At 69.3% G+C, this 14,681-nt stretch carries 17 protein-coding genes, 1 tRNA gene and 2 pseudogenes; 12 read left to right on the top strand and 8 right to left on the bottom strand.

Translation table 11 applies throughout. The annotated features are described in order from the left end of the window. Nucleotides 1-11: 11 nt before the first annotated feature. Nucleotides 12-1,538: an alpha/beta fold hydrolase gene (locus tag IE295_RS29070; protein ID WP_190066746.1), complete on the bottom strand. Its 1,527-nt coding sequence runs from the start codon at nt 1,536-1,538 to the stop codon at nt 12-14. A 547-nt stretch (nt 1,539-2,085) separates the two neighbouring features. Then, nucleotides 2,086-3,126: a helix-turn-helix domain-containing protein gene (locus tag IE295_RS29065; protein WP_190066745.1), complete on the bottom strand. Its 1,041-nt coding sequence runs from the start codon at nt 3,124-3,126 to the stop codon at nt 2,086-2,088. Between the two features lie 107 nt (nt 3,127-3,233). Here IE295_RS29065 and IE295_RS29060 point away from each other — a divergent pair, with 107 nt between their 5' ends. From IE295_RS29060 to IE295_RS29050, 3 genes are all read left to right on the top strand, one after another. Further along, the gene (locus IE295_RS29060) at nt 3,234-4,130 is read left to right on the top strand and encodes an alpha/beta hydrolase (protein WP_190066744.1); all 897 of its coding nucleotides are present in this window, start codon (nt 3,234-3,236) and stop codon (nt 4,128-4,130) included. 223 nt (nt 4,131-4,353) lie between these two features. Next, nucleotides 4,354-5,445, top strand: coding sequence for a serine hydrolase domain-containing protein (locus IE295_RS29055; protein WP_224323457.1), 1,092 nt, complete (start codon nt 4,354-4,356; stop codon nt 5,443-5,445). 79 nt (nt 5,446-5,524) lie between these two features. Then, nucleotides 5,525-6,055 carry a cupin domain-containing protein gene (locus tag IE295_RS29050; protein WP_308013160.1) on the top strand — a complete coding sequence of 177 codons (531 nt, stop codon included), beginning with the start codon at nt 5,525-5,527 and terminating at the stop codon, nt 6,053-6,055. Here the strand turns inward: IE295_RS29050 and IE295_RS29045 are convergent. Further along, nucleotides 6,037-6,251, bottom strand: a pseudogene (locus tag IE295_RS29045) (transposase); the annotation flags it as partial. The gene IE295_RS29050 and the pseudogene IE295_RS29045 overlap by 19 nt on opposite strands. Before the next feature lie 155 nt (nt 6,252-6,406). Further along, complete coding sequence (locus IE295_RS29040) at nt 6,407-6,955, bottom strand: nitrobindin family protein (RefSeq protein WP_190066742.1); 549 nt, start codon at nt 6,953-6,955, stop codon at nt 6,407-6,409. A gap of 376 nt (nt 6,956-7,331) precedes the next feature. On the opposite strand from IE295_RS29040, the gene IE295_RS34575 reads away from it, so the two are divergent. From IE295_RS34575 to IE295_RS29010, 7 genes and pseudogenes are all read left to right on the top strand, one after another. After that, the gene (locus tag IE295_RS34575) at nt 7,332-7,733 is read left to right on the top strand and encodes a carotenoid oxygenase family protein (protein ID WP_372479459.1); all 402 of its coding nucleotides are present in this window, start codon (nt 7,332-7,334) and stop codon (nt 7,731-7,733) included. Continuing rightward, nucleotides 7,730-8,050 (top strand): annotated as a pseudogene (locus IE295_RS34570) (carotenoid oxygenase family protein); the annotation flags it as partial. The gene IE295_RS34575 and the pseudogene IE295_RS34570, both read left to right, overlap by 4 nt. A gap of 5 nt (nt 8,051-8,055) precedes the next feature. After that, a complete protein-coding gene (locus IE295_RS34565; protein WP_190066741.1) occupies nt 8,056-8,499 on the top strand; it encodes a carotenoid oxygenase family protein in 444 nt (147 codons plus the stop codon). A 516-nt stretch (nt 8,500-9,015) separates the two neighbouring features. Then, the gene (gene sp36, locus IE295_RS33910) at nt 9,016-9,183 is read left to right on the top strand and encodes a Sp36 family protein (RefSeq protein ID WP_224323458.1); all 168 of its coding nucleotides are present in this window, start codon (nt 9,016-9,018) and stop codon (nt 9,181-9,183) included. A gap of 418 nt (nt 9,184-9,601) precedes the next feature. Continuing rightward, nucleotides 9,602-9,787, top strand: coding sequence for a hypothetical protein (locus IE295_RS29020; protein ID WP_190066739.1), 186 nt, complete (start codon nt 9,602-9,604; stop codon nt 9,785-9,787). Between the two features lie 129 nt (nt 9,788-9,916). After that, the gene (locus IE295_RS29015) at nt 9,917-10,207 is read left to right on the top strand and encodes a DegT/DnrJ/EryC1/StrS family aminotransferase (protein WP_190066795.1); all 291 of its coding nucleotides are present in this window, start codon (nt 9,917-9,919) and stop codon (nt 10,205-10,207) included. Then, nucleotides 10,160-10,234, top strand: a tRNA-Trp gene (locus IE295_RS29010). The genes IE295_RS29015 and IE295_RS29010 overlap by 48 nt, the downstream gene beginning before the upstream one ends. Before the next feature lie 144 nt (nt 10,235-10,378). Here the strand turns inward: IE295_RS29010 and IE295_RS29005 are convergent. Next, entirely contained in the window at nt 10,379-11,308 is a 930-nt protein-coding gene (locus tag IE295_RS29005; protein WP_190066738.1) for a zinc-binding dehydrogenase, read from the bottom strand. Nucleotides 11,309-11,404: 96 nt separating this feature from the next. On the opposite strand from IE295_RS29005, the gene IE295_RS29000 reads away from it, so the two are divergent. Continuing rightward, nucleotides 11,405-12,064, top strand: coding sequence for a TetR/AcrR family transcriptional regulator (locus IE295_RS29000; protein ID WP_190066737.1), 660 nt, complete (start codon nt 11,405-11,407; stop codon nt 12,062-12,064). Between the two features lie 355 nt (nt 12,065-12,419). Here the strand turns inward: IE295_RS29000 and IE295_RS28995 are convergent, their stop codons facing one another. The 3 genes from IE295_RS28995 to kilB all read right to left on the bottom strand — a co-directional run bounded on the left by IE295_RS28995 (nt 12,420) and on the right by kilB (nt 14,420). Next, the gene (locus tag IE295_RS28995) at nt 12,420-12,641 is read right to left on the bottom strand and encodes a hypothetical protein (RefSeq protein ID WP_190066736.1); all 222 of its coding nucleotides are present in this window, start codon (nt 12,639-12,641) and stop codon (nt 12,420-12,422) included. A 203-nt stretch (nt 12,642-12,844) separates the two neighbouring features. Next, a complete protein-coding gene (locus IE295_RS28990; RefSeq protein WP_190066735.1) occupies nt 12,845-13,768 on the bottom strand; it encodes a hypothetical protein in 924 nt (307 codons plus the stop codon). A 61-nt stretch (nt 13,769-13,829) separates the two neighbouring features. Further along, the gene (kilB, locus tag IE295_RS34690) at nt 13,830-14,420 is read right to left on the bottom strand and encodes a plasmid transfer protein KilB (protein ID WP_505016470.1); all 591 of its coding nucleotides are present in this window, start codon (nt 14,418-14,420) and stop codon (nt 13,830-13,832) included. Nucleotides 14,421-14,488: 68 nt separating this feature from the next. Here kilB and IE295_RS28985 point away from each other — a divergent pair, with 68 nt between their 5' ends. After that, nucleotides 14,489-14,644, top strand: coding sequence for a hypothetical protein (locus IE295_RS28985; protein WP_190066734.1), 156 nt, complete (start codon nt 14,489-14,491; stop codon nt 14,642-14,644). Nucleotides 14,645-14,681 lie beyond the last annotated feature (37 nt).

Genomic DNA, 14,681 nt, shown 5'->3' with positions numbered 1-14,681 from the left:
TGCCCTCCCGGTCACTTCGGGTTGATCGTGAACGGTTTCGGGGTGAGACCGGCCACGCAAGCGGTGTCAGGCGCGGTCGGACGGGCGAGGAATGAAGCCAGCACCCTTTGCGCGCAGGGCGATTGCGGGACCACCCAGTGTCCGATTCCGGGGATCTGTACGGAGGTCGAGCGGGACAGCGTACGGGCCGCGGTTCGCGCCCAGCTCGCTCCGGTCTTCGTGTCGAACGTCCCGGAGATGATGAGCGCCGGCACCGCGCTGACGGTGGCCACCCGCTGGGCGGAGGTGCGGTCCGGTACGTCCCAGATACGGCACACCTGGTGCTGGAACGGAAGCTGCGGCGCCTGGGCCAGGACCGTGTCCGGCCACCCGGGGAAGGCGCGGCGCCCCGCCTTCAGCACGTCGGACGGCGTGGAGCCCGGCACCCACTCGCCGCAGGCCACCGACTCCGTCAGGCCGTGGGCAGTCTGGCCGACGACCTGGACCGAGTCGGCCGCGCGGGCCTGCGCGAAGCGCTCCGGACGTCCGTGGGCGAGCTCATCGATCGCCGCCGGGACGTCGGGAGGCTTGACGGCATTGGCGACCAGCAGGTTCAGCAATGCGCCCCCGTCGAGGACGACCTTCACCGGGTCTCCTCCGCCTGGCGGCCGGGCGTTCAGCGTCAACGGCTGCGCTTCCAGCCTGCGCACCTGCTCGGTGAGGGTCCGGCGGAGGTTCGGGTAGCGGCTCTTGCAGGCGGGCTCGGCCGCGCATGCCTCGAAGAGGTTCTCGATGCCCTCCCGGGCGCTGCTCCAGGTCCACGGCAGGGTTGCGATCTGCGGAGGTGTGACCGAGTCGATCGCCAACGCGCGAATCCCTTTGGGGTGCTTGCGCAGGTAGGTGAGGGCCAGGTCGCTGCCGTAGGAGTAGCCGTACACGTTCCACTGGGGGATGCCCAGTGCCGTGCGCAGGTCGGCGAAGTCGGCGGCGTTCTCGGTGGTGTTGTAGGCGCTCAGGTCGGTCCCATCGGCTGCCAGGCGGTTCCGGCACTCCTTCACCGAGTCCAGCAGGAGCCGTTTCGCCTGTGGCGAGTCGTAGCCGAGCCCCACGTACTGCGCGTAGAACCGGTCCAGCTCCGGGCAGGCGAGGTTCGGCTGATCGTAGAGATTTCCCCGCTGGGCCATGATGATCAGCGCGCGATCCCGGTTCAGGCCGGAGTCGACCAGGAAGGGAATGTCGTCGAACGTTTCGCCGCCGGGGCCGCCCGCCATGAACACCACCGGGTGCTCGGAGGGCTTCGCCGACGTAGCGGGAATGACCGCCGCGGCCAGCCGGATCGTCCGGCTGCCGGGGCGGGCGCGGTTCTCGGGGACTTCCAGGAATCCGCATCGTGCGGTGCTCAGCGCGGCGATCGGCTGGGGCGTCTTCGGGCAGGGACCGGGTATGAACCGTGGCGGGGCTATCGGCCGGGGCTTGCCGGAGGGTGGTGACCCGGCAGTGCTCGGTATCGGGCCGGCTGCGCCCAGGCAGGCCAGAGTGGTTGCGACGACCGCCGCCATGGTGAACGCGCCCCGGGAGCGTCGCCGGGCGCACCGGCGGTGCGCCCGCGTTCGCGCGGACCTGCCGCTCTTTCGGACGGACGACAGACTGCCCACATTGTTGCCCTGCTCTGCCATGCGATGATCCCGTCTTCCGCCGACCACGGCTGTGGGCGTCGTTTGATGCAAACGACGTCGACACACGCCCGCCCCGGCCGGGATGTCACCGCGTGGTTCCGCACGCCGCATTGTCCGGACGGGCACCGTGTGGCTCAGGATGCGGCTCCGGGGACACGTCCACACCTCGTGGGCCCGACTCCGGGGCAGCCCGCATCGCTTATCGGGGCCCCTTGGGCGTACCGATCGCCCAAGAACCGGTACGCCCTCGAGGGCAACATCAAGCAGGTGTGTGGCGGTGGGAACCGCTGAGCCGAACGGGTGGCGGGTCAGGCCTTCAGGGCTTTGAGGACGGGCCGGCGCCGGTACACCGTGCAGCAGATCGCCGACGACCTCGGCGCCGAGCGCACCACCGTGTGCGGGCACCTCGGGTGACGGGGGCGGATCTTCCTCAGTCGTCGAGCAGCCGCCATGCGGTGAGGGCGAGCCTGACCCGCATCAGTCCGGTGGGTTCAGTGAGTTCGATGCCCAGGGTCTTTGCGATCTGTTCGAGTCGGCGGGCGACGCTGCTGTGGTGCAGGTGGAGGAGGTCGGCGGCCCGGCGCAGGGAGCCGGTGGCGCAGTAGGTCTCCAGAGTCTCCATGTCTTCCGGGTTGCCGGAGATCCGGGCGATGGCGGCCACGTCGGCGTTGTCGCGCGAGGCGTCCTTGGGTACCTCGGCCAGGAGCGCCAGCGCGCCCAGGTCGGCGTAGCGGACGACCGGTTCGCGCGGCCCGGTGAAGCGGAGGGCGGTGCGGGCCTGCCGCCAGGAGCGGTCGGGACTTTCCGCGGCGCCGATGCCCGCACGTACGCCCGCCGGAAACCGGGCCGGGTCGATGGCGGTGGCGGTGGCCAGGATGACGCCCACGTCGGCGAGAGGTGCCGCCTTCACCGGGCCGGCCGGGCACAACAGACCGCCGAGCCGGCAGAGCGGGAGCCGAGACCGTACGGCGACCACGCGGACCGGCAGGTCGGCGGCGAAACCCAGCAGCCGTAGCGCCCGGGCTCTGGCCGCCTCGTCGCTGTCGGCGCTGATCGCCAGTTCGACGAGGGCGGGGTCGGCCATGGTGGTGCGGGCCGGGCCGTACTGCTCGGCGACGGCCGCGGCGGCGATGGCGAGCCGGTCGAGGAGCACTTCGTCGAGGGGATTCGGCGGGCCGGGGCGTTCCAGCCACACCGTGCCGATCTCCTCCTCATCGAGAGTGATCGGCACCGTCGTGGACGCGGGTGCCGGCGGGGCGGACGCCTGCCTGCCGTCGGGCGCGACGCGGGTCACCCGCCCCGTGCCGTGGAGCCGAATCCCTGCCACGCACTCGGACAGGCCCGCCGAGGCACGGGCGAGCGCGGGGAGATCCACCCGCCGGCGCATCAGCGTGTCGTAGAACGCGACGATGTGCATCGCGCCGTCGACGTACGGATCCAGTCCCGACAGCCGAACGGCCAGTGCTTCCATGGCAGAAGGATAGAAGGACCAGGGTGCGCCGATCGGTGCGTGATCGCGGTGGGATGCGCGACGGATGGCGGGTGACCCACCGGGCGACGACCGTGAGGATGGTCGTCATGGATCCCGAACTCGAAGCATTCATCCCGTTTCTCCCGCAACTCGACATGAACGACCCGGTCACCTCGCGCAAGAACTTCTCCGAGCGTGCCGCCGCGGCGCCGGCGCCGGACACCTCGAACATGGAGGTCGAGGACCGCACGGTGTCCGCCGACCCGGACGTGGCGGTGCGGGTCTACCGCCCGCACCAGGCGCAAGGCGCCATCGTCTGGCTGCACGGCGGCGGCGGAGTCTTCGGTGACCTGGACACCGAGCATCCCTGGGCCGCCCGGATCGCGGGCCTCTCCGGGGCGACGGTGATCTCGGTGGGCTACCGCCTGGCGCCCGAACACCGGTTCCCGGCCGCCCTCGACGACGCCTATGCCGTACTGACCTGGACGGCCGAGCACGCGGACGAACTCGGCATCGACCCGGCGCGGATCGCGGTCGGAGGACACAGCGCCGGGGCGAACATCGCGGCCGCGACGGCCCTGCGGGCGCGCGACGAGCAGGGACCGGCGATCCGCTTCCAACTGCTCAACCAGCCGGGACTGGACGACCGGCAGGAGACGTGGTCGGCGCGGAACTTCACCGACACGCCCTGGTTCAACCGCGACAAGCTCGCCGCAGCGTGGCGGCACTACCTGGGCTCCCAGCCCGCCACACCGTACGCCGCCCCGGCCCGGGCCGCCGATCTCTCCGGCCTGCCACCGGCCTACATCGCCACCGCCGAGTTCTGCCCGAACCGCGACGAGGGCATCGCATACGCGCTGCGCCTGATGCAGGCGGGCGTGTCGGTCGAACTCCACCAGTGGCCCGGCACTTTCCACGGCTCGCAGGCGATCCTGTCCGCCGAGGTCTCGCAGCGGCAGATCACCGAACTCGGCGCCGCCCTGCGCCGCGCTCTGGCCACGTGAGCCGTGGATGCCGAAAGGCACGGGGAGAGCCCCCGTTGCACTCATTGATCATGAAAGGACGAATGCCTTGAAGATCCGACTGGCGGTATGCGGAAGCGTGGCCGCGCTGAGCGTCTGTGCGGGCACGGTGGCGGCAGCTCCCGCGCCCGACGGGACAAGGGCCGCGCCGGTCGCCGGCACGAGCCCGGCGACCGGCCTCGATCCCGTAGCGCTGAAGTCCGCCATGGACGGTGTCCACCGCGCCGGCGTGCCTGGCGTGTACGCCGAGGTACGCGATGCCGGCCGGACATGGCGCGGCGCCTCCGGGCTCGCCGATGTCACCACCGGCCGTCCCGTCACGCCCGACATGCGCCAGCGCGTCGGCAGCATCACCAAGACCTTCACCGCGGCCGCAGTCATGCAGCAGATCGAGCAGGGCCGCATCCAGCTCGATGCACCGATCGGCGGCTACCTGCCGCAGCTGGTGCCGGGGGAGCGCGGCAAAAAGATCACGGTGCGCATGCTGCTCAACAACACCAGTGGCCTCCCCGACTACATCCGCTATGCCTTCCCTTCTCTCCAGGACATGTCGCCCAAGAGCCTGGACGACAACCGGTTCAGGCAGTTCCGCCCGGACGAGCTGATAGCGATGGGGGTCAATGCGCCTCCCGCAGGCGAGCCCGGAGCCACTCCGGGGGTGTACTCCAACACCAATTACCTGCTCCTCGGTCAACTCCTCGAGCGGGTGACCGGTACCACGGCCGAGGAGTACATCACCCGGAATGTCATCGAGCGCGCCGGGCTCCAGCACACCGAGTTCCCGTCCGGGCCGCGTATCGAGGGACCGCACTCGCGGATGTACGAGGCTCTGTGGGGCCTGAACGACCCGCCGCGCGACTACAGCGTCTACAACATGTCCTGGACGGGGACCGGGGCCTCTCTCGTATCGACCACGGAGGATCTCAACCGTTTCTACGGCAAGCTGCTCGACGGCAAGATCGTCAACCGGTCGTCGCTGGCGCAGATGCAGCGCACGGTCCCGGTCGTCGCCCTGGACGGATCGATGATCGAATACGGCCTCGGCCTCCACAAGGTCGCCATCCGGGATTGCGGCACCTTCTGGGGCCACGACGGCACGGTGTGGGGGGCCGGAACGATTTCCCTGACCCGAGCCGACGGCAAGCGCCGGATGTCCGTCGCGGTCAACCTTCAGAGGTGGAACAAGCCGGACTCCTCGGGGAAGCCGCAGCACCACCCCATCGACGACGCGCTGAAGACGCTGTACCGGCAAGCGATGTGCGGTGACGCAAACGCCCAGGCCAAGAATGCGTCATAGGTCCCGGCATTTGTCCCGTAGCCGTATTGCAGCCGGATTGCAGCCGGGTTGCCGCACGCTCGCTGACCAAGGGCGCTGGATGAACGGCGGCAAGGCCGCCGCGGTGGGGCGGCGCTACCTGGGCGATGAAGGACCACCACAGGAAGGACATCTCGACATGAAAGTCACCCCGATCGATCTCTTCGCGTCCTTTATCCGCCTTCACCAAGGCGGCCAGGTGCACGCAGAGCAGCCAGTGTTCGACCCCGAGTGGGACGGCTGGCAGCTGATGGCCTTCCACGTGGAGACCGACGCCGACGTCCACGCCGACCACTGGGAAGTCCACCCCGACGCGGAAGAACTCGTCTCCTGCCTCACCGGCGGAATACGCCTCTACCTCCGTCCGGAACAGCCGGAAGAAGAAGAGGAGGAGATCAAGCTTGCGGCCGGAACGGCGGTCATCGTGCCGCGCGGGCGGTGGCACCGCATCGAACTGGACGCGCCCGGCGACATCGTGTCCATCACCCTGCCACGTGGCAGCCGCCTGCAGAAGCGGACCGAAGCCTACGCCAGGGCCTCGGCCCCGGACCCCGTAGGCGCCCTTGACGGGCTGTCGGCGCCCGAACACTGATCGATGGGGGCAGCGAGGATTTCCTCCCGGGTGCCGTCGACGGCCCACCGGATCAGCTGCTTGTGAGCGGTGCGGAACGAGCCGAGCTCATCAGGCAAGTCCCGCCAGGGCGAGCAGGTGCGGTACTTCCACACGATCGCCTCCAACGCGCGGCGATGGTCGGCCCACCGCCTGCCGCGGACGGATCGGCCGGCATCAGCGGCTAATCCGGCCGGCCGACGCGGTACATCCCAGCGTGCGGTACCGCATCGACCGCACCGCGCGCGGCGATTCTCCGTACCGACCGGCGCTGCCCTCATGACGCACCGGCAGCGCAGCAGCGGCGCCGCCTGTTCGCGGGCGGTCCCGGGGCTACTCGGCGCGCTCGCGGCGGAGTCGGGCCGTGAGGTGGTGCTGGAGCGGTTTGCCGACCGCCGCGAGGTCGTGGAAGAAGTCGAGGGTGTCCTCGTCGACCAGGGTATAGCGACGGCGGGTGGCAGTGACCTCCTTGGCGGTGGGGGCGAGGGCCACCTGATCGGTGGCGAGGTCGATCACGCCTTCGGCCGCGCTGCCGACCGAGATTTCCGCGATGCCGGTGGGCTGGGTGATCAGGGCCTCGACACGCCCCTCGGGCTGGATGCGCCACCAGCCGCTCTCCCGGGCCGATGGCCGCAGCGGGGCGCCGTCCGCGTCGATCAGCCAGGCGCGCGCCTCGTAGTGGAGGAAGGGCCGTCCGTCATGGCTGAAGATGACCTCCTGCGCGTACACGAACTCCTCGCCGATCGTCGGATACCCGCCTCGGCCTCGGCCGGCCCAGGTCCCCAGCAGCCCGCTCACCGGGGCGAGCAGTGCGTGTGGTGCGGGCGCTTCGTCCAGTCCCATGGCATCGGGAAACGGGTACTTCCGGGCGGGGTCGAACATGCTGTGCCCTCCTGGGTGGGTCGAGGCCGGTACCGGCCGGCACCGGCCGAGGGTGTGTCTTTCGGATCATGGCAGGCCCGCGACGCCTGGCACCGTGCCTTGTCGTACTCCGCTCGCTTCGTCTCGGCTCCTCTTCGAGAGCCTTGGAGGCCGATCCTCTCGTCAGTCGTCGGTGCTCCGCATGGATTCCATCCTCGGCCTTGCGATGCACGGCACCAGACGCCGAGGGCTCATCCATCCGGATCCGAAAGATACGCGCTCGTCGCCACTTCCGGTCTCCCTGAGCGTGGGGTCGACAAGACCAGGGCCAAGGGCCAGCGGCTGGGCTCCTTCGTCGGCACAGGGCTGAACTCTGCGGACGTGGAGGCTCGCCCCCGTGACACAGGAGCTCACGGCGCACGACCTCCCGGTCACCGGGACGATCCCGCCCGAGCTCGGCGGCTGGAATCTGCGCAACGGCCCCAACCCGCAGGACGCCGCCTCCAGCCACCGGTTCTTCGGGGACGGCATGATCCACGGCGTCCGTCTCGAAGACGGCCGGGCCACCTCCTACCGCAACCGCTGGGCCCGGGCGCGAGCTGGAGACCGCCGGCCCGTACGACTCCGCGGCTGGCTCGTCACGCCGATGACCGCCTACCCCAAGACCTGCCCGGAAACAGGAGAGCTGCACTTCTTCGGCTACGGAGGACTCTCCGCGCCCTACCTGGCCTACCACCGGGCCGGTGCGAACGGCGAGCTGACGGTCAGCAGGCCCGTTGAGATGCCGCGCGCACGATGATGCACGACTTCCACCTCACCCGCTCCCACGTCGTCTTCATGGACCTGCCCGTCGTCTTCGATCCCGACCGCGCCAGGCAGCCCGGCGGCGGCATGCCCTACGCGTGGGATCCCCGCTACGGTGCCCGGCTGGGCGTGCTGCACCGCGACGACCCCTACGGCGAGGTGCGATGGTTCGCCATCGACCCCTGCTACGTCTTCCACTCCCTCAACGCCCACGACGAGCAGCACCCCGGCGGCGAGCGCATCGTGCTCTTCGTGGCCCGCTATCCGCACTACGGCAGCGAGGGCGGCCGCAGCCGCGCCCACGCCACCTTGTGGCGATGGACCAGGGACTTGGCGGCGGGAACGGTGACCGAGGAACAACTGGACGACCAGCCCAGCCCTGCGAGTTACCCAGGGCGGACGATCGGCTCGCCGGGCTCCCGGCCCGGTACGGGCACGTCACCACCACCTCGCTTCCCGGTACGCCCGTCGACCGTGGCGCCCTGCTCCGCTACGACCTGAGAACGGGATCCGCCGCCCGCCACGACTTCGGGCCCGGCCGGATCCCGGGCGAGGCGGCGTTCGCCCCCGCCGACGACCGGCCAGGCGGTCCCGGATGGCTGTTGACCTATGTCCATGACGCCGCCACCGAGCGCAGAGACCTCGTGATACTCGACACCGATGATCTTGCCGCCGAGCCGGTCGCCGTCGTCCATCTGCTGCAGAGGGTGCCCTACGGCTTCCACGGCAACTGGCTCGCTGAAACCGCTGACCGCCCCTGAGGACGGAACACCCACAGCCGTGCCCCCGCAGCCGCGGCCGCCCGGCCCCGGAGCAGACCACCAGGACGTCCACGGCGCGATCCCGCGCCCCGCGTCCTGCGCCTCGCACTCCGCCGCGGGCCGCTCTGCTGTCACCGGTCTACGCGCAAGAAGCGATGACTCAGCGGGCTCAAGTGGAGACTTCCCTCAAGGCTGCGTATCGTCGGTTAGGCGTTTTTGGCCAGATATGGCCGGGTGCGCAGGTAGGTGGCATCAAAAGTCAGGCCGATACGCCTCCAATGGCCACCCCCCTGCATTTCACTTCAGTATTCACGCCCCGATTCCCCAGCGCTGTCGAACAGGTGCCGCTCGATCAGCGGCAGACTCCCGTGCTGTCTTCGGAAGGGGAGAACGATGCGCTCGATGCGATCCCTCACGCTGCTGGCAAGCCCCGTCGTTGCCGCCGCGGCCCTGGCGTTCTCGCCGGTTGTGACACCGCAGGCCGTGGCCGCTCCTGCCCAGGCCGCGGTGGCGGCCGTGCCACAGGTCGCGTGGGAATACGCGACCGTGCCGCTCCTGCCGGGGTCAGCCAAGCAGATTCTGGATTCCTGGGGCGCGGACGGCTGGGAGCTCGTTCAGGTCGTCGTAAACCCGGCCAACCCGGAGCAGCTTGTGGCCTATTTCAAGCGGGCGCTGCCGGCGTGAAGGGTGCGCAGCATCCCGGGCGTCGCCGCATGCGACGGATATCGCAGATTTCCGCGAGGCCTGGGTCAGCTCCTGCGGGAAGGGCCGGCACCGGGTGCGCGGCGTGAACAAATCTCGGAGATGAATGGCCGGCCCGGAGACCAGTGGCTCCTGGCTGCACTGACAGTGCTGGTCACCTCCGGCCCGGCGCCTGCCGGCAGCAGGGCCTGCTGTCGTCGGAGGGAAGCGGCGGCGACATGCCGCGCGACTCGCTCCGGCGCCCCCCCTGTACACCAGCGGGACAAATGCAGGCGAAACGCATCAACGCCACTCTCCGCATCCGGAAATAAGCGTTCCGTACCTCTTTGGGGGGTGCTGCACGTTTCGTGCGCCTGTGTGAGCCTGGAGGTGTCTCCGGAGGCGAGAGGTGGGATCGGTCATGACCTGGCTGCACAGGAAAAAGCAGAAGGATGTTCCTGCTGCCGAGGGCAGGCGTAAGCAGCAGGACAAGGCGGCAGATGCCAGGAAGGCGTCGGAGGAGACGACGGAAGGTCCTTACAAGCACCCGGCCGAGAGGGACGTCCTCGGCTGGGGTCATCGCCGCGATTCCGACTCCTCCTTCTGACCCGGCTCCGCCGCCCCGAAACGTTCCACGCCGGCCCCCCGAGGGTTCAGCCCTGCGCGTGCGAGCGTCGCGGGCGGCGGCGCGTTCCGGGTCCTTGCCCAGGCCACCCTTCCGGCGGACGCCGGCCATGTGCTGCCCGACGGGCACGCGCTCGCCTCCTGCATCGGGGTCCGGCGCACCGTGGCCACCTGCACGGGGACGGCCGCGTTGCGCGCGTTGTACGCGGCCGCCGGCATCGGCCCCGGCGACGAGGTGATCGTGGTGGCTCTGACCTTCCACGTCACCGCCGTCCCGCCGCTGATCCATTGCCGGTGCCCTGCCCGAAATCCGGTGGCAGGAGGAACTGCTCCTGTGTCAGACTCCAGCCACCGAAGGGGCGTAGCTCAGCCCGGCCAGAGCAGCGGACTCCAAACCCGCTAGTCGCAGGTTCGAATCCTGTCGCCCCTGCGCGAACGGCACAGCGGCCAGGTCCTCGTGGGACCTGGCCGCTTGCTCATGGGCCTACGGGCTGGGCTTCCTCTTCCTCACTTGGTTGCTCAGTCGACGAGGAACCGGATTCAACCGCCGTAGGAGCCTGATTCCGATGCGGGATCAGGTGATGTCCAGGACCGCCTTGCCGTGGAGTCGGCGCTGGAGAAGGGCGTCAATGGCGTCGGCGGCCCCCTCCCAGTTGCTGCGCCATGAGATCTGCGGGTCGAGTTCGCCGGCGGCGACGCGGTGGGCGAGCCAGGTGAGGTCGGGCGCGAGGCCAGTGCAAGCGGGCAGGGAGAACGCGACGATCGAGCGGTTGTGCCGGCCCTGGTCGCCGAAGAGAGCGCCGAAGGGGAAGTTTTCTCCCTGGTGCGCGGAGTGCCCGACCGCGACCAGGGTTCCTCCCTGGGTGAGCATGCTGTAAGCGTCGACAAGTTGCCGGCCGCCCACCAGGTCCACGACGCCGTCCACCGGTTCGCTGACCTCGAGTGGCCCGGCCACGACCTCGTGCGCCCCGTTTGCCAGCAGGCTGTCGCCATGCCTGTCCGGGTCTCCGGTGGACGCGATGACGTGCGCTCCACCGAGGCGGGCGAGCCGCACGGCGTACCGGCCGGTGCCGCCCGTGGCACCGGTGACCAGGATTCGCCTGCCCAGGATCGGGCCAGTGCGGTGGAGGGCGCGCAGGGCACTGGTTCCGGCGACCGGGACCGTGCTGACGGCTCCTGGATCGGCTCCGGGCGGGACTGTGCCGATCCAGTCGGTGTCCACGGCGCGGAGTTCGGCCCATGCGCCGTCGATGCCGAGCGTGACGACGGCCGTGCCTGCTGCCGGGCCGGACCCGTCGGCGGCGGGTTGTTCCACCACTCCGGCCGCGTCCCAGCCGAGGACGGCACCGTCGGGCGCTTCTTGCAGGCTGAACCGCACTTCGCCGTAGTTGAGGGAGGTCGCCGTCACCCGGATCAGAGCCTGGTGTGGGGCCGGTTCGGGATCGGGGACCTGGCCAAGGCGCAGTCCGGTGGGAGCGGAGCGGTCGACGAGCAGAGCACGCATGGGGGTGCACCCTTCGATAAGGATCAAGAACCACAGATATGCCACTCAGTGGCATTAGTATGCAAGGGGCGCTTGCCTCTCGAGTACGATCGCGTCATGACTGCTGAGCTTCCGTCAACCGACAACGGCCGGCTCCCGCTGCGCGAGCGCAAGAAGCTGCGTACGCGACAGGCGCTGATCGACACTGCCCTGGAGCTGTTCACCACGCGAGGCTTCAGCGGGGTGACTCTCGACGAGCTCTGCGATGCGGTAGACGTCTCCAAGCGCACGTTCTTCCGCAACTTCGCCAGCAAGGAAGACGTGGCCATGGCGCCGGCCCACGACTTGTGGCGGACCTTCCTCGACGAACTGGAAACCCGCGAGCCTGACGGCCGCCCGGTAGCGGAGATGCTTCAGCAGACCCTGTTCGCCGCGCTCGAGCGGATGACCGAAGAAGGCTGGGCCCGCCGTGTCCTCCTCAGCCGACGGCTCGCCGAGAAGACCCCGTCCATGGACGCGCACGGCCTGCACTTCTGCCACCAGACCAACCGCACGGCGCTTGACACCCTGCACCGTCGGCTTCACTTCGCCGCCCCCGACGACCTGCGACCGCAACTCGCCCTGGACCTGCTGGTTGCAGCCTTCCACTGCGCGCTCGACAGATGGGCATCCCGACCGGACACCCCCACCCGCGCTGACCTGGCAACCGACCTGCGCAACGCATTCGCCGCGCTTCCCGGCAGCCTCACGCTGACCGTCAACCTGCGGACTCAATAGCATGTCAGGGGATGCACTCGGCCCCAAGGCGCCTCACGCGGGCTCTCACCGGCGCCCGAGGGCCACCCCGGAGTCGGGGCATGCAGGCACACCGCGGCGGGGAACAGGGGCGAGCAGGTGCGGGGAGGCCCTGAGCAGGGGGCGGGGCTTCCCCCAAGAGCGCCATCAGCCGTGGCAGCACCCGTCAGGAAGAGCTCAAGCCAGCGCCCAACACCCCTTGCGGGACACCATTTAGTGATCTCGACGGTGATCAATAGGGGAGGCATACGGCGGCGAGATGCCCAGGCCAGGCGGATGGCGGAGGCCGGGGCCGGGCCGGGGGCGCAGTCCCGTACGGGCGTGCTTCGCCGCTGCGTCAGTCGTCCCGGTCGTTCTCGAGCGCCTCGGCCACCACGGAGTGAAGGTGGCGCAGTGACGAGGGCAGCCGGGTCAGCAGCCAGTGCTCCAGGGACCGGTCCGGGTCGGTCCGGGACGTGGTCCCCTCGGTCACCCGGCCGGCGAAGACGTGGATCACGCGGTCGGCGTCCGTGACCGTGAAGCCGCGGTAGCCCAGTCCCGGAGAGGGGGGCCGGGCCACCGGGCCCGCGGGTGGGAGACCGGCCGTCAGTGTACGGAATTCCTCGGCGGCCCTTGGACCGAGGCGCCAGCGAGGATTGGGGCGCCCGCTGAACAGGTCCACTTCCACCAGCATTGGTCTCTCTTCATGATCTCTTCACACTGCTCGGCTTCGGCTGATGACGTCCGGCCTGCTCACCTGATGACATTTCACCTGATGGCGATTCACCTGATGCTGACCGAGCGTCCGGCATAGAAGTACCCGCAGAAATCACGGTAGCCGCCGCGGTTGCAGGTTTCCGGGTTTGTGATCCGGTTGCCACTGTTGTCGTAGTCCCGGGCCTGCGTCCTGCCGGGCTTGTGGCCCCAGAAATTGCCGCTGTGGAACCTGTACCAGTGGTAGTCCTGACCCGGCCAGATGACGAGTGCCGTGAGCCAGCGGGGCTTCTCGCTGTCGGGCAGGCACTGGAAGCGCCGGACGAAACCGTCGGCGAGGGCGGCCTGGGTGACGTTCGGGCAGGCCATGGTCCCGGTCTGGGCGCCATGTGCCCGGCCGGGCTGGGCGAAGGTGTCGGTGCGGATGTTGCGCGCGTAGTTGTAGCAGTTGTTGTTGGGCTGGACTGCCGGGGTGTTCCAGAAGCCGGGGTTGAACGCGCCGAATTCGATGTAACAGGTCGCGCTCGGTGCGATCTCCTGGGCGGTTGTGCGCAGGGGGTGCGCGGGAAGCGCCGGGGACCGGGTCCAGGCCGGCGGCTCGGCCGCGAAGGCATCGATCTCACCGAGCACCAGCTCGCGCAGCTCATCGCCGAGCGGGGTCTGGTCGTGTTCGGCCAACCGCGTGTCCGCGTGGCGGGTCATTCCTTCCACGACCTGGCGGGCCAGCTCGGCCGAGCGGACCGGGTTACGGGCGCCCAGGGTGCCGAGGGCGAAACTGCGGGGTACGGACTCGGGCCAGGGCTCGTCGTCGCTGACGGCGGAGACCACGACCTCGCGGTACCCCAGGCCGTCGTACCCCGCCCCGGGTATCCCCACCGCTTCTTCCGCCGCATCGGCCACGTCCGATAACAGACTTCTCACCGTGCTCTCGTCGGTGATGATCCAGGACGGGTCGGGACGGCCGGAGAAAATACTGACCTCAATGCGCAGCATGCCGATGCTCCTCATCTGTTTGGGCCCCTTGTTGGTAGCAGTGCCCGGCGAGCAGGGTCAATCACTTCCACAGAAGTGATATCGGCCCCCTCCGATTGACGGTCCGTCCTGCCGCCGGAAGATCGAAATAATCCGGCTCGCTTGAATTCTGAATAACCGCACCGGTGCCTGTCGGCGCCTTTGCGGCGGGGCCTGACGGTTGAGTATCCGAAGCCTCTGAAAAATGCTCTGACGGAATAAGCTGATCTGTCTGAAGCTGATGAGACAGCAGGCGAGGCGGAGGATCCCTTCCGGTTGATCCGCCGTAGTCACGGCGAACCGCCAGTTCGGGCCCGTCACCCCCTCGCCTGCGCCAGTTGACGCCGAGGTGAGTGGGTGTGTCCGGGTCTCGTGGGCCAATGGTCTGGACAGCGGCGGCGGCGATAAAAGCGTCGAGGGCGTCCCGTAACTCTTCTTCGCGTGCAGTCAGATCAGCTCGCGTTGACGCACTACGGATTGGACCGATGGCATCGAAGGCCGCTGAGGCAAGAGCGGCGAGCATGACGTCTGCGGCGAGGAGCCGGACGCGGAACTGGGCATTCTCTGCGGCGGCACCAAGCCGGTCACACTCTGTGACGGCGTTTCGCGTCTCAGGGCTGTCGGCACCCCCCACTGCAGGCGGAACCAGATGACGACGGTTCCTTGCCTGAGTGCCGTATCAGCCCCCGCCCTTGCGCGGAGATGGGTGCTGCTCTCGAGGCGTCCGGCGGTATCGCCTCTCCGCGGCTGCTGGGCAAGATCCGAGGGTTCCAGCGGGCCGCGGCCCGGGTCGACGGCATCGCGGCCCGTGAGTGCGGCGAGCGCATCCGCGAGACTGTCCGGGGAGGTAGCACGTGACGCAGCAAGGGGCCATTGCGGTGGAGCGCAGATGGTA

The organism is Streptomyces griseocarneus, from assembly GCF_014655595.1.
Taxonomy (GTDB): Bacteria; Actinomycetota; Actinomycetes; order Streptomycetales; family Streptomycetaceae; genus Streptomyces; species Streptomyces griseocarneus.
The sequence above is the reverse complement of the archived record's forward strand: the minus strand, read 5'-3'. Positions and strand labels throughout refer to the sequence as shown.

Bases quoted from the DNA above. Each gene is read 5' to 3' on its own strand.
- IE295_RS29000 (WP_190066737.1), top strand. From the start codon at position 11,405: ATGACTGCTGAGCTTCCGTCAACCGACAACGGCCGGCTCCCGCTGCGC.
- IE295_RS29005 (WP_190066738.1), bottom strand. From the start codon at position 11,308: ATGCGTGCTCTGCTCGTCGACCGCTCCGCTCCCACCGGACTGCGCCTT.
- IE295_RS28985 (WP_190066734.1), top strand. From the start codon at position 14,489: ATGGGTGCTGCTCTCGAGGCGTCCGGCGGTATCGCCTCTCCGCGGCTG.
- IE295_RS29050 (WP_308013160.1), top strand. From the start codon at position 5,525: ATGAACGGCGGCAAGGCCGCCGCGGTGGGGCGGCGCTACCTGGGCGAT.
- IE295_RS28990 (WP_190066735.1), bottom strand. From the start codon at position 13,768: ATGCTGCGCATTGAGGTCAGTATTTTCTCCGGCCGTCCCGACCCGTCC.
- IE295_RS29020 (WP_190066739.1), top strand. From the start codon at position 9,602: ATGACCTGGCTGCACAGGAAAAAGCAGAAGGATGTTCCTGCTGCCGAG.
- IE295_RS29040 (WP_190066742.1), bottom strand. From the start codon at position 6,955: ATGTTCGACCCCGCCCGGAAGTACCCGTTTCCCGATGCCATGGGACTG.
- IE295_RS29065 (WP_190066745.1), bottom strand. From the start codon at position 3,126: ATGGAAGCACTGGCCGTTCGGCTGTCGGGACTGGATCCGTACGTCGAC.
- IE295_RS29055 (WP_224323457.1), top strand. From the start codon at position 4,354: ATGGACGGTGTCCACCGCGCCGGCGTGCCTGGCGTGTACGCCGAGGTA.
- IE295_RS29060 (WP_190066744.1), top strand. From the start codon at position 3,234: ATGGATCCCGAACTCGAAGCATTCATCCCGTTTCTCCCGCAACTCGAC.
- IE295_RS29070 (WP_190066746.1), bottom strand. From the start codon at position 1,538: ATGGCGGCGGTCGTCGCAACCACTCTGGCCTGCCTGGGCGCAGCCGGC.
- IE295_RS34565 (WP_190066741.1), top strand. From the start codon at position 8,056: ATGGACCAGGGACTTGGCGGCGGGAACGGTGACCGAGGAACAACTGGA.